7 protein-coding genes and 1 tRNA gene are annotated in these 13,976 nt (G+C 70.2%); 3 read left to right on the forward strand and 5 right to left on the reverse strand.

Annotation, left to right across the window (positions count from 1 at the left end):
- Positions 1–361: 361 nt before the first annotated feature.
- From IE212_RS15715 to IE212_RS15725, 3 genes are read left to right on the forward strand one after another with little or no spacing between them, the layout of a single operon-like run.
- Positions 362–1,006 (forward strand): RNA polymerase sigma factor, encoded by a 645-nt coding sequence (locus tag IE212_RS15715; protein WP_190198453.1) that lies wholly within the window; start codon positions 362–364, stop codon positions 1,004–1,006.
- Positions 1,003–2,082 carry a CU044_5270 family protein gene (locus IE212_RS15720; protein ID WP_190198454.1) on the forward strand — a complete coding sequence of 360 codons (1,080 nt, stop codon included), beginning with the start codon at positions 1,003–1,005 and terminating at the stop codon, positions 2,080–2,082. Before IE212_RS15715 ends, IE212_RS15720 begins: the two co-directional genes overlap by 4 nt.
- Positions 2,083–5,457 carry a S8 family peptidase gene (locus IE212_RS15725; RefSeq protein ID WP_190198455.1) on the forward strand — a complete coding sequence of 1,125 codons (3,375 nt, stop codon included), beginning with the start codon at positions 2,083–2,085 and terminating at the stop codon, positions 5,455–5,457.
- A 194-nt stretch (positions 5,458–5,651) separates the two neighbouring features.
- On the opposite strand, the gene IE212_RS15730 is transcribed toward IE212_RS15725, so the two are convergent.
- From IE212_RS15730 to IE212_RS15750, 5 genes are all read right to left on the reverse strand, one after another.
- A tRNA-Arg gene (locus IE212_RS15730) sits at positions 5,652–5,724 on the reverse strand.
- A 223-nt stretch (positions 5,725–5,947) separates the two neighbouring features.
- A complete protein-coding gene (locus IE212_RS15735; protein ID WP_190198456.1) occupies positions 5,948–6,691 on the reverse strand; it encodes a hypothetical protein in 744 nt (247 codons plus the stop codon).
- A 319-nt stretch (positions 6,692–7,010) separates the two neighbouring features.
- On the reverse strand, positions 7,011–11,024 hold the full coding sequence (gene fxsT / locus IE212_RS15740) for an FxSxx-COOH system tetratricopeptide repeat protein (protein WP_308430213.1): 4,014 nt from the start codon (positions 11,022–11,024) through the stop codon (positions 7,011–7,013).
- Positions 11,025–11,028: 4 nt separating this feature from the next.
- Positions 11,029–12,336 (reverse strand): FxsC protein, encoded by a 1,308-nt coding sequence (gene fsxC, locus IE212_RS15745; RefSeq protein ID WP_190198458.1) that lies wholly within the window; start codon positions 12,334–12,336, stop codon positions 11,029–11,031.
- 269 nt (positions 12,337–12,605) lie between these two features.
- Positions 12,606–13,739 (reverse strand): FxsB family cyclophane-forming radical SAM/SPASM peptide maturase, encoded by a 1,134-nt coding sequence (locus tag IE212_RS15750; protein ID WP_229864350.1) that lies wholly within the window; start codon positions 13,737–13,739, stop codon positions 12,606–12,608.
- Between the last annotated feature and the right edge of the window lie 237 nt (positions 13,740–13,976).

Genomic DNA, 13,976 nt, shown 5'->3' on the forward strand with positions numbered 1-13,976 from the left:
GGCCCGTGGGCGAGCAGCTCTGCCGAAGCCCGGGCCTGGTTTGCGTACGACGACAACGGCGCCGTTCACCGTCGGTGAGACCGGCGCCCGCCCGTGCCGGTGGGCGTTGCCGGATGAGCCTGTTCCGCGCCCGCGTTCGGCCTCGACACCTCCAACAGCTATTCGACCAGCCTGCGCACCCCCGGACCGGGCCCCGCATCAGCTCGGGCGCCTTGCTCTGGGGCCTCGCAGCCTGAGCGGTGCGCGGCTGAGCGGCTGCCATGTCCACCGAGTCCTCGTACAGGTCACCGCCCCGGTGACCTGTACGACGGATGTGACGTGTCTCACCGGAACTCGCCCGCACCGTACGACAGTTCAAGACGTGACCACAGATATGCGAACCCGGGTGCGAAACGGAGATCCGGACGCCTTCGCGGAACTCTTCGACGCGTGCGCCCGCGCGGTGTACAACCACGCCTTCCGGCTGACCGCCGACTGGTCGCTGGCCGAGGACGTGATGTCGACGACCTTCATGGAGGCGTGGCGGCGCCGGGCCTCGGTCGAGGCCGAAGGCGGCTCGCTGCGGCCGTGGCTGCTGGGTATCGCCACCAACGTCGCCCGCTCCCACCACCGCAGCAACCGCCGCTACCGCAACGCGGCCAGCGCCGCGGCCGCCGCGCACGCCGCCGAGGAACGGGTCGAGGACCACGCCGAGGAGACCGCCGGACGCCTGGACGACCGGCGCCGTATCAACGCCACGCTCGCCGCCCTCAGCCTGCTCAAGCGCCCCGAGCGTGAGGTCCTGACGCTGTGTTTGTGGGAGGGGCTGGAGTACGCCGAGGCGGCCCGCGCCCTCGGCATCCCGGTCGGCACCGTCCGCTCCCGCCTCTCCCGCGCCCGCGCCAAGCTGCGCAAGCTCACCGACGCCCAACTGCTCGGAGAAAAACGGGAACCCACCCGCACGAACCGGCAGATAACAGGTGATCGCGGATACGCGGTCCGGTCCGCACAGGAAGGAAACCGATGAACGCCAGCCCCTCCCACCGGCCCCACCCGGCCGAGTGGACGGAGACGCAGAGTCTGCTGCCCTCCGCCGAGCGGGATCTGCCGGCGGGCCGCCACCAGTTCCACAAGGAGCAGATGATGGCCCGGATCCACGAAGACCTCCGTACCTCCTCGCGTACGTCCGCCACCTCTCCGGCCGCGCCCGTGAAGCGCTCCAACCCGTTCCTGCGCCGCACGATCCTCCTGCCCGCCGCGGCCTTCGCCCTGGCCGGCGCGGTCCTGGGCGGCCTCGCCCTCACCGGCGGCGGCGCGGACGACGGCAGGACCGCCCTGGCCACCGGCCCCGCACTGACCACCACGATCGGCGTCGCCGACCCCAAGGGCGCCCCCCAGCTCCTCGAACGCATCTCCCTGGCCGCCGCCGACACCTCCGCGCCCACCCCGCGCAAGGGCCAGTACATCTACATCGCCTCGAAGGTGGCCGACACCTACATCAAGACCGAGGGCGACAAGAGCGAGGTGGTCAGCGACGAGCTGCACTCCCGCCAGGTCTGGAACTCCCTCGACGGCAGGGACGGCTGGCTGATCGAGGCCGGCAAGACGAGCGACAAGGGCATCACCCTGAAGGGCGACACCCCGTTCACCGGCGCCTACAACGCCCTGGCCGAACTGCCGACCGACCCCGACACGCTGCTCCAGCGGATCTACCGAGAGTCGGACGCCGTCCGGGACCCCGAAGTCCCGCGCGACCAGGCCGCCTTCGTCGCGATCGGCGATCTGCTGTTCGAGAGCTACCCGCCCGCCGAGGTCGGCGCCGCCCTCTACAAGGCCGCGGCAAAGATCCCCGGAGTCGTCTCGGTGGATGACGCGGTCGACGCCACGGGCCGGCACGGGGTCGCGATCGCGCGGGAGAACGACGGCGAGCGTATCGAGTGGATCTTCGACAAGAAGACGCTGCGGTTCCTCGGCGAGCGCATCGTGGTAGTCAAGGCCACGGCGGGCGATCCCCTCAAGGTCGGTACCGTCACGCACACCAGCGCGATCACCGAGCGCGCGGTCGTCGACGCCAACAAGCAGCTCCCCGGGCAGGCGAGCTGAATGCGCGACAGAACCACGAGCGCCTCGCTGGCCGCCCTGCTGGTGGCGGGGCTGATGACGGGCGTCTCGGTGGCGGCCACGGGCTCCGGCCTCGGCGTACGGACGCAGGACACCGCCACGGTCGCGGCGCCCGGCGGCTCCGCCCTCGGCACGCGGACCGCCGGCTCCGCCTCCGCGGCCGGCCGGTACGTCACCCTCCTCACCGGCGACCGGGTCCGGCTGGACCCCCGGGGTCGGGTGACGGGCGTACGGCGGGCACCGGGCCGCGAGCACATCCCGGTGTCCGTGCGCGGCGTCGGGGGCGATCAGTACGTCGTTCCCGCCGACGCCGCCGCCCTGATCGGCCAAGGCGTCCTGGACATGCGGCTGTTCGACGTCAGCGGCCTGGCACGCGCTGGCTACGACGACACCCGGCGCGCCACGCTCCCGCTGATCGTGTCGTACGAGGGCAAGTCCGCCCAGCGCAGGAGTACGCAGAAGTCACTGGTCGCGGACGCGGACGCCACCGTGCGCCGGGAATTGCCCAGCGTGGCGGGCGCCGCGATCACCGTGCCCAAGGCCGGGGCCGACGACATGTGGCAGGCCCTCACCGAGGAGCAGGGAGTCGCGCGGGTCTGGCTGGACGGCCGGTTCAAGGCGCCGGCGGACGAAGACGGCGCGAAGGCCGGGGAAGCGGGCGGCGGCGTGGCGCAGATCGGCGCCCCGGCCGCCTGGGCGGCCGGATACGACGGCAAGGGCGTCAAGGTCGCCGTCCTGGACACCGGCGTCGACACCACCCACCCGGACCTCGCCTCGGTGGTGAAGGCGTCGAAGAACTTCACCGGCGCTGCCGGCACCGACGACATGGCCGGCCACGGCACCCATGTGGCCGCGACGCTGGCGGGCTCCGGCGCACGCTCCGGCGGCCGGTACAAGGGCGTCGCGCCCGGTGCCGGGATCCTCAACGCCAAGGTGCTTAACGACAGCGGCGAGGGCAGCGACTCCAGCGTCATCGCCGGCCTGGAGTGGGCCGCCGGGCAGGGCGCCAGGGTGGCCAACCTCAGCCTGGGCCAGGTCGACACCCCGGGGGAGGACCCGGTCGAGGCGGCGGTGAACGCCCTCTCGAAGAGCACCGGCATGCTCACCGTCGCCGCGGCCGGCAACGAGGGCCCCGACGCGGGAACCGTCGACTCCCCGGGGGCCGCGGAGTCGGCGCTCACCGTGGGCGCCGTCGACGGCGAGGACCGGCTCGCCGACTTCTCCAGCACCGGCCCGACCGCCGAGAGCGCGCTGAAACCGGACCTCACGGCACCGGGCGTGGACATCGTCTCGGCGAAGGCGGCGCACGGCTACCTGGGCGACCCGGCGGCCGACGGCTATGTCTCCATGTCCGGTACGTCGATGGCTACACCACATGCGGCGGGGGCGGCCGCGATCCTCGCCCAGCGGCACCCCGACTGGACCGGCGCACGGATCAAGCAGGCGCTCACCGCGTCCACCACCCCGACCACCGGCGCGACCGGCTACCAGCAGGGGACGGGCCGGCTCGACGTGTCCCGGGCACTTCAGGGGGCGGTGGCGAGCGAACAGACCTCCGTGTCCTTCGGCAAGCAGCTGTGGCCCCACACCGACGACCGGCCGCTCACCCGGCACATCACCTACCGCAACGACGGCGACCACCCCGTCACCCTGGACCTGACAGCCACCGCGACCGGCCCCGGAGGCAGCACGGCCCCCGAAGGCATGTTCACGCTGAGCACCACACAGCTCACCGTCCCGCCGGGCGGCACCGCCGGCGTCGACCTCACCGCGGACACCCGCGTCGAGGCGGCGGACGGCACATACTCGGGCACGCTGGTCGCCACCGCGCGGACCGGCGCCGACCCCGCTGCCGTACGGACCGCTCTCGGCCTCGTACGCGAGGCAGAGGCATACGACCTCACCCTGAAGTTCCTCGACCGCGGCGGCCGGCCCGTGACCGCTCCGCTGACCGAGATCCTCGGGTACTCGGGCACGTACTGGACCACGAACCTCAGGGACTCCGAGCAGATCTCCAAGGGCGTGTACCGGGTGCGGATCCCGCGCGGCGACTACGTCGTGGACACCGTGATGGACGACGCCGGGGGCACCTCCGCGCTGGTCCGGCCGCGGCTCTCGCTGACCGGGGACACCACGGTCGTCTTCGACGCGCGCAAGGCGAAGCCGGTCCGGATCACCGCGCCGCAGGGCGCGAAGATGTCCGACGGCCAGCTCAACCTCGCCGTGGGCAACGGAGACACCGGAAGCGAAGCGCACAACAGCACCCTGTTCTGGGGAACGTTCAAGAACCTGCGCACCGCGACCCTGGGACCGAGCGCCCCGGCCGGGAGGCTCAGCACGCAGCTCGGCGGCCTGTGGCAGAAGGGCAGCACCACCTACCACCTGCTCCACAACCTGCCCGACCGCTTCCCCACCGGCTATCGGCACACCACGCGCATGAACGAACTGGCCCTGCTGAAGCGGAACTTCGGCTCGTCCGTCGCGCACCGCAAGGGCATCGTCAACGTCCTGTGGAGCGGCCCCACCCTGTCGCTGGGCACCGTGAGCGCCCCCTTCCCGCTGCCGACGACCGCGAAGATCTACGTCACCACGCCCAAGGGCTTCAAGTGGACGGCCAACCTGGGCCAGCGAAACGCCTCCGGAGACGACGAGGACGTCTTCTACGGCACAGAGAGCGCGAGGTCGTACCAAGCGGGCCGGACCTACGCAGCGACGTACAACGTCGGCGTCTTCAGCCCGATCACCGGCGGCCCGTACGGCGCACAGCGCGACGGCGACACCCTCGACCTGTGCGTCCCCGACCTCGCCGACGGGAGCGGACACCCCGCCTCCTCCACAGCGAAACGCCACACCACGGTGACCGCGGACGGCAGCAACCTGCTCGACAACGACGGCGACCTCTGCCAGACCGTGGAGAAGCTCCCGTCCGTCCCGGCCCGCTACACGATCCGAACGAACCTGACCCGCCCGCCAGGCGTGGCCACGACCACGAGCCGCCTGACAGCGGCCTGGACCTTCACATCCAGCCCGTCCGACTCCGGCTCCCTGCCCCTCTCCACGGTCCGCTTCCACCCGAAGCTGACCCCGACCGGCACGGCCCCCGCGGGCCGCCGCACCACGATCCCCCTCTCCCTCCAGGGCCCGGCGGCCACTGACCTGAAATCCCTGACGGTGAAGGTCTCCTACGACGCCGGCAAGACCTGGTCCCCCGCCCCAGTGACCACCACCCACGGCAAAAGGACCCTCACCCTGACCCACCCGGAGAACGCCCGCTCGGTCTCCCTCAAATCCACCCTGACCGACACCACCGGCAACACCTACGCGGTGACGATCCTGGAGGCGTACCTCCTGACCTGACGTGATCCAGACACTCCTCGACGCGGTCACGCATCATCTCGAGCACTTCGCCGCTGCCGACCGAGACACACGTTTTCGTCCATCCGCAGAGGCGGGCAACTGCGGCGGAGGGACGACTGGGTGAAGGCTCGGAAGGCGCTGAAATGACCAAGGGCCAGCCTGGGAGGAAACCTCCTGAGCTGGCCCTTTTGCTGTGCCCCCGGCAGGATTCGAACCTGCGACACCCGCTTTAGGAGAGCGGTGCTCTATCCCCTGAGCTACGAAGGCGGGGCGGCAGCCTGGCCGCCGCCGACAGTGTAGCGGGTCAGGTGGGATCGGTGCCGGTGTCTGATCACTGGCTCCTGCCGCGGCCGACCGGTGCGGCAGCCGGAGGCGCCAGGGCGGCCCCGGCTGCCAGGGCAGCTCATCCGCTGCCACCGCAGCGAGAACCATGCCCGACCGGAGGTCAGCGGACCTCCGCCGGGACCGCGTGGAGCCGGGAGGCAGGGCTCTATTCGCGCGCCAGGTCTGCGGCGAGGCGTTCGAGGTGCCTGTCCGCCTCCGCCAGCCGGGAGTGGTCCAGGGAGACGGCGACCAGGTAGTGGCCGTCCTTGAGCTGCTGGAAGTAGACGGCCCCCTGGTCCACGTTCAGGACGATCTGATGAATCCGGCCTTCGAGGAGGGCGTGCAGGGAGGTGTCCATGCGGCGGGTGACGCCGGGCAGGAGCTGACCCAGCAGGCTGTACTTGTCCCGCCGCTGCTGTGGTGTGGTGGAGGTACCGAAGTGGCTGCTCAGGGCCCGGTGGCGGAAGATGTCGGCCGTGCAGGTGGGCACGCCGGCGGCGTAGTGGGCCACGTAGTGCAGGCCCTCGACGCCGAGGGCCGTGCGCAGAAGATCCTGGAGTTCGGCGGGCGTCCCGGCTGGGGAGTCCACTGTGTAGGGGCTGACATCGGTGACATCCGTGGCACGGGAGGTGCTGGAGGTCCCAGAGGTGCCCGTGGCCGGAGAGGTGGTCGTGACCTCTGGGACCCGGTTGGCGGTGCGGCCCGGCTTCGCCGTACGGGTGTTCTCCGTCATGTACCTGCTCAGGTACGAGCGGTGCGGAAGCAGGCTGAAGGGGACGGCCGGCCGTAGGTCGTCGATGCCTTCCGTCATGCGTGCGATCAGCTCGGTGACCTGGTCCCGCGGCGTGGCGCAGCAGAGATGGAATCCCGTGGCGACGGACTGATAGAGAAGTGCGCTGTCCCTCGGCACACGCACGACCGTGCGTATGAGTGCGCCCGTGCGCAGTTCCGCGAAATCCGGCGCCAATTCTTCAAGAATGTAGAAAAGCTGCCGTCCGGCGCGTTCCAGACCGCTTGGCGAGGGGGCGGCCGGGAGTTTGTCCGGCGGTTGCGAGTGCGCCTGCGGGGTTTCGGCGACGACCATTTTCGCCCGGTCGCGATCGTAGAACGCGAGGTGTTCCACACCGCACGACTGCAGTAACCGCCGGAGCTGTAAGTCGAGTTCACCCATCCGTCGATTGCCTCCGTCCAGTTCGCGCGCCGGGGCGTACGCCGGTGCCGTGGAAGGGTCAGACACCTTGCACCTCCAGATCGGCGCCAATCCTCTGATAGGGCTCCGCCAGCAGTGCCCGGGCGAGCCTGTGGTCCTTCGGGAGGTATTCGGAGACCTTGCGCCTCAGGCTTGCCGCTGGTTCGCCGTCGGTGGGTGGACGGGAGGCGAGCAGGTTGGCCATGGCGATGAGGGTGACCGGGTGGCTCTCGCCCCACGCCGACCGTTCCTTGCAGCCGTCGTGGATGTCCTGGTCCACCTGCGCCAGCTCGGCCGTGGGAAGGGAGCCGAGCGCGGCCAGGCAGTTGTTCTGGTTCATCCGCGCGACCAGCGTGTAGCGGTGCTTGCGGTCGAAGGTGTCCCTCAACTGGAGCACCGCCTTGCCGGCGTGTTTGCTCGCTTCCTCCGCGTCCCCGCAGACCAGCAGATACTCCGCGAGATTGCTGCGGCAGATGCCGGTGAACGGGTGGTCGTCGCCGAACACGTCGATGTAGTGGCCGAGGACGTCCCGGGTGTAGGCCACCGCGTCGAGGGTCCGGCCCTGGGCGTGCAGACCGATGGCGAGGGACAGCCGGCAGGACATCGTGCGGGGGTGCTTCTCGCCCCACCGATCGCGGTAGGAGACGTACGCGTCCTTCAGCAGCGGCAGGCCGTGGCGCACGTCGCCCTGGCGCACCATGGTCATGCCGAGGCTGGCGACCGCGCCCAGCGTGTGGTGGGAGCCGGAGTCCAGCAGCCTGTTCAGGTGGTTGCGTGCCTCCGTCAGGTACCGCTCCGAGGTGTCCAGGTCGCCCGACTCCCGGTAGTAGGTGCCGAGGTGGGCGTACGACACCCATCGTTTGGGGTCGGGGTCCTTGTCGGGGGCGCTCTGCCCGCGCCGCTCGTGCGCCTGCTGCTCCTGGAGGATGGCGGCCTGGACCGACTCGAAGTAGAACTTGGACAGGGCGAGGTTGTGCGAGGCGGCCAGCGTTCCGTTGGCGTTCTCACCGATGGCGTCCTGCAGTCCCGAGAAGGTGGCCCGGTCCTCGTCGAAGGCCTCCTTGAACTTGCCCGCGGCCCGCAGGTCGGCCGCGTAGCCGCGGCGGGCCAGCAGGATGTCGGCCTGGCTGCTGCCCTTGCTGCGCAGGGTGGTCGCCGCGTGGGTGGTGAGTCCGAGCGCCGTGCGGTAGTCGCCGAGGAGCCGGCAGGCCGCGCCGAGCTGGGACTCCATGCGCAGCACCATGAGGTGCTCCGGGTCCAGGGACTGCCGCCAGCGCTCCAGGACCCGTTCGCCCAGTTCGCGCGCGCCCACCCAGTCGTTCGACATCCAGCGGTGGTAGACCTGGCTGACCAGCCAGCGGTGGACCTCCGGGTCCGTGCTCTCGAGGGCCCCGGAGACGATGACGTGCTTGTCGAGCTCCGCGAAGGTGTCGTGGTGCTTCGGCCGGTGGCGTTCGAGATCGTTCGGCACCATCGAGGCGAGGACCCCGAGGGCCTCGGCGCGGGTGGTGGCCCGTTCCTCCTCGGACATCCAGCCGCGGACCAGATCCTGCACCACGCGGCAGATCATGAGCGTGTGGGAGGGGTGGTCCTGGACGGCGAGCGCCTGCTTGCCGAGGAGGTTGAGATGGCGGTACAGGGTGAAGACGGAGCTGCCGAGTTCGGGATCGAAGGGCTTCAGCAGCTCCACCATCCTGTCCGACTGGACGATGTTCATGCCGACGCCGTCCGGTGACAGGAAGGCGCACAGGTCCAGGAGCCGTGCCGCCGCCGGAGACCGGTGCCGGAGGTCGTCGTAGGCGAGGCGGCAGACGGCGGTGAAGTCCCGGTACTCGGGCACGGCCGCTACCTGGGAAGCCATCTGGCCGCTGTCGAGCAGGGCGATGTACGGGTCGATGTCCTGGGGGCAGGTCCGCAGGACGGCGGCGGCCGCCTCCTCCGCGATCGGCAGGTGCCCGAGCCGTTCGGCGAGCCGCAGCAGTTCCTCCTCGCAGGAGCCGGGCAGCCGGTGGCTGAGCAGGGCCACGCTCTCCTCGGCAGAGAAGGGGGCGACGACGTGCTTCGTGTACGGGGCGTCCCACTCCGTGTCGTTCGAGGTGATCAGGACATGGCCCGAGCCGCCCGTGGGGATGTAGTCCTCCACGGTCTGCCGGTCGGCCGCGCCGTGGAAGACGAGCAGCCACCGGCGGAGTCCCGGATGCGATCCCCGCCGCAGGTCGTCCAGCAGTGTCTGCCGGTCCTCGCTGGTGCGCCGGCCGTCGCTCTTGGCGTTGATCGCCCTGGCCAGCTTGGTGAGGGAGTCCTGGATGCTCTCGACGGTCCCGGCCGGCACCCACCAGACCAGGTCGTACTGCGAGGCGAACCGGTGGGCGTACTCCAGGGCGATCTGCCGCTTGCCCACACCGGTCAGGCCGCACAGCACCTGAGGCCCGGAGTGGTCGAAGCCCTCTCTCAGCGCGTTGAGCTGGTCGACGCGCCCGATGAACCCGGTGTTGCGCATCGACAGGTTCCACACCGCCGGCTGGAGTCCGGGGAAGCGGGGCCCGGCCCAGGCGGAGCCCGTCGGGGTGTCGGTGGGCAGCCCGAAGTGGCTGAGCAGCTCCTGGCGGGCCACGTCCTCACTCTGCCCGTCCAGGGTGATGGTGTTCTGCCGGCCGAATTCGAAGTGCGGCGCGAGCCGTGCGGTGCCCACCCGCACGCCGACGATCCGCTGGTCGCCCGGCCCGCTGCCGACGGGCGCGCCGGTGGTGAGACGCGCGACGGTGTCACCCGCCGGTGTCCCGGCCAGGTGAGGGGAGAGAAGAGCGAGGACGTAGGTGGTGTCGGGCAGCGAGTCAGCGGGTTTGTCGCCCGGCGGGACGATCTGGATCCGGGTCGGCCGCAGGAGTTCCCCGATCCAGTCCGCCCACAGCTGGTCGTTGGGGGCGTGCAGCAGGGTGACGGTGCAGGGCTCGGTCTCCTGCTCGGCCTGCTGGCGCTCGCGCTGCTCGAGGAGCCGGCGGTAGGCGAGGTAGTTCTGGGGCGACGGAGGCTGGACGTCGCGTATCTCACCGTCGGTGATCCGGTCGACGAGGTGCACGTAGGCCGCGGCGATGCCGCCGCTGACGCGGGGGTCCTCCCGCATCACGGCGAGCTCCTCGCCGTACGTGTAGTACGGCACGTAGGGCACCCGCATCTGCCCCCAGTAGGTGGCTAACGCGTCCTCGTCCGTGATGCCGAGATAGGGGTCGAGGGCTTGACGCGCTTCGATGAAGCGCTGGTTCAGCCGGTCCCGCTCGTTCTGGTCCACCCGCATCTGCACGAAGTGCAGTTCGGTGCCCGGGCGGTGCTGGCGGATGAGCTCGGCGGCCTTGCGCGCGCCCTGGATGGCCCGCGGGTTCATGGTGAGGGCGATGACGACCTTGTCGGGCAGGGCGAGTGTGCAGATCCTGGCACCGTCGGAGAAGCCGGTACGGCTGTCGATCAGGATGTAGTCGTAGTCGCTGTCGTGCAGTCGCTCCCGCAGCGCCTGCAGGAACTCCTGGCCGTCGTCGCTGGTGTGGAATCCGGTCCAGTTGAAGTCGGCCAGGCGGTTTGCGTACTCCTCGTCCATGCGACCGGGGCCCATGTAGTGCAGCCGCCCGCCGTTGGGGAACGTGTGGTCGAGGTCGATCTGGTAGCGCTCGAAGTCGGTGTGCTGCGGGTGCAGGGCCCGCAGGTCGTCGTCGCCGATGTCGGCGGCGGCGCCGGCGAAGGCGGAGAACATGTCCAGCACACCGTCGGCGTAGCTGAGGTCGGAGACGGGGAGGAAGGCGCCGTAGTAGAGGTGCAGGTCGGGCGCCTCCAGGTCCCAGTCGATGACCAGCACTGATTTGCCCTGGCTGGCGATGATCCAGGCGGCGTTCGCCAGGGCCATGGTGCGGCCGGCTCCGCCCTTGAACGAGTAGAAAGAAACGATCTTCGCCGACCTCGGCGAACCCGGCGAACCTGATGAACCCGGCGATCCTGATGAACTCGATGAACCCGATGACCCCGACGCCTTCGCTGCCCCTGTGGTACTCATCCCCCGCCTCATGCGCTCAGCTCGGGCCCAGCGAATCGCCGGGCGTTCTGCTCAGTACCGGAGGCCACGGGTTCGCCCCGCGCCTGAGCCAGCCGACGCGTTCGCGCTGTCTGCGGACGCGCCGTTCCGCCGGACTCTCGATCGTCAACTCGCCTGGTCTGCCGCGGGTGTTGCCCGTGACACCCTCCGGCCGTGCGGCGGAATCGGCCATCACGGCCACCACGATGTGCGCGAGCGCCTCCCGGCTGCCCGCCTCGTGGTGGGCCGCGTCGGGCATCCGTGCCGGAGTCCGGCAGACCGCGTCGCGCAGCCGGATCGCGTTTGCCGTGCTCTCCTCGTCCGTTCTGGCGAGTACGACGACGACGGCGGCGACTCGCGCCCGTGAGCGTACGATCCGCTCCCACAGCCCGCGGAAGGCAGGATCACCCGTCAGCCAGGGGTCGACCACGACGAGGACCGTCACCGACTCGTCGATGTCTTCAGGTACCGGACAGTCCGGGCCGGGTGCGACGACGGCCATCCGGTCGACCCCGCAGGCCCGCGCCGCCCAGCCGACCGTGGACGTCACGGTCTCCTCGCTGCGCGGGCGGAAGGGGCGCCAGTCCTCGGCGCGCTCCCCGTAGTAGCCGACGTGGTCACGCAGCCGGTCCATCCGGTCGCGGGTGCCGGTGACCAAGAGGAGCATCATCTGCCGGTCGTCGGCGTCCGAGGCCTCCGGCGGAACGCCGGCCGGATCGATCGGCGGCTCCGCGACGTCGCGCCGCTTGTGCGGCATGGCGCGGCTCGGCCCGAACTGTGGGGCGACCGCGCGGCTCTCCGCCTCGGACATCACGGGCGGCGGGGACTCGGCGGCACGCATCAGGCGCGCCGCGACGCGGCGCACCACGGAGTGGTAGCGGTCCCGGCTGCGCGGATCCTGCTGGAGGCAGAGCACACCCGGCCCCTGGTACTCCTCGTTGACGATGTGGCGAACGACCGTGACCGGCCGGGGCAGCACCAGCGCGTGCGAGCGCCAGACGACACCGACCACCGAGTCGGGTCGTTCCCCGGTGCGCCGCATGCAGCGGTCCATGCGCTCGGCGAAGACCGACCACTCCGTGGCGCACTGCGCGTCGTCCACGTACTCCGCGGAGTAGAGGACCAGCAGGGCACGGCAGTCGAGCACCGCCGGATCGGGACCGGCGGCAGGCTCGGGGTGTTTCAGCCTGCCCTTGGCGGAGAGGGTGCGGCCCAGCACGCTGTAGATCTCGTTCTGGACATCGACATGGAACCGTTGGACCGGTCCTCTGTCGCCGGTCGAGCTGGCGTAGCTGGTAAAGAACAACGGCCCCATAGCATCCCCCCCAAGGGCCTGCCTCCTGTTGCAACCACGGCTCGGTGTTCGCCCATGGACCCACATCGACGTGGCGTGCGCAGGTGGCTTTCGGTTGTGCGTCACCCCCACGCCAATTGGCATCCATGCTATGGGGTTTTGCCCACCTGGCGCCCTCGAAAACCCGATATTGCCTGTCCTCGTACCTGAAAGGACTCGCAGAGTCGTACATATGCGCTGACAGTCGTCGCTTTTCGGCCGCGCGTTCCGGAATATCGGAGTCATTGATCCGTCCAGGGTGCGGCGTGGCGGATGAGGGCCGAGATGTCCTTGCAGTACACGGAGGGGTTGGCGAATCCCCGGCCGCGTCCGAATCGGTGGGCGCGCAGTCCACCACCGCAGACCCGCACCAGAGGACACTCGCGGCACACGCGGCACAGGGATCCCACGCCGTCCTCCGGTGCACCGTCAAGATCCAGCAGGGCGTCGAAGGAGTGGCTGAATACCGTGCCTCCCGTGCCGGCCGCCCCCTCCGCGACGGCGTTGAGCGACTCCGTCCACGCGACCGTTCCGTCCGTCTCGATGGCCACGGCCGCCGTCGGCACGGTTCCGAGTACCTCGCTGCTGCTTCCGCCGCCGTACCTGGACAGCGTGTCGATCGACTCGAAGAGCCGGATCCGCATCGGCCGTCCGGTCACCCACCACCGGTCGTGGACGGCGCACAGCCAAGCCCCGTACAGCGCCCTGTCGTCGTCCATGCCCGTCGGCGGATGGTCCCAAGTCCCGTGCGGCAGAAGGAAGTCGGCGGCAGGTGGGCGGTGGGCGGCGAGGGCGTCGAAGGTGCGCACCGGATCGTTCGCGGGGTCGATCGTGCACAGCAGGCCGCCGAACAGGGGACGGTAGCGAGCACTCCCCAGTAGGGCGAGCGCGGCGGTCACCCGAGCGTGGCTGCCCCTGCCGGTGCCGGGTCCCAGCCGGTGCCGGTCGTGTGCCTCGGCGTAGCCGTCCAGGCTGACGCCCACCGTGACATTCAGCTCCAGCAGCAGATCCAGCAAGGCCTCGGTGAGCAGCACGCCGTTGGTCTGCAGGGCGAAGTCCACCTCGGTTCCGGTGCCCAGGAGGGCTCGTCGGACCGCCGTGGTGAAGTCGGCGATCACCCGGGGACCCGCGAGGAGCGGCTCTCCGCCGTGCAGGAGAACCCGGACGCGGTCAAGAGCATGCTTTCTCGCGTGTTCCGCGATACGTGAAACGAGCTTTTCGCGGACAGTCTCGGTCATGATCCGGGGGCGTTTTCGCCATCCTGAGTCGCGCAATTCATATACGTAGCAGTAGTCGCAGCGAAGATTGCATCGGCTGGACAGCTTGGTGATGAATTGATCGAAAGCCCTCAGTCTTGTCCGGCCGTCTTCCGTCACGGATGTCCGAGGCTCTGGCCAATGATAGGGAGGTGGGGTCGAGTCGTCCCACGTAGGCCCCTGATGCCTGTTCCGGACTCCTGGCAATGACGTAGTGTCAAGGCTCGGCGAAGTTCCCTGCATCCGACCCCCCGTTCGTTGCGCGGGGGTCGGCCAGGTACCACGCCGGAGCGGCGGACGGCGTGGCGATATGTGTCCCCCCGCTCAGCGTACGAGGAATGACCGGTGTCCCATGAG

It is taken from the genome of Streptomyces djakartensis (genome assembly GCF_014651075.1).
Classification (GTDB): Bacteria; Actinomycetota; Actinomycetes; order Streptomycetales; family Streptomycetaceae; genus Streptomyces; species Streptomyces djakartensis.

Bases quoted from the DNA above. Each gene is read 5' to 3' on its own strand.
- IE212_RS15720 (WP_190198454.1), top strand. From the start codon at position 1,003: ATGAACGCCAGCCCCTCCCACCGGCCCCACCCGGCCGAGTGGACGGAG.
- IE212_RS15725 (WP_190198455.1), top strand. From the start codon at position 2,083: ATGCGCGACAGAACCACGAGCGCCTCGCTGGCCGCCCTGCTGGTGGCG.
- fxsT (WP_308430213.1), bottom strand. From the start codon at position 11,024: ATGAGGCGGGGGATGAGTACCACAGGGGCAGCGAAGGCGTCGGGGTCA.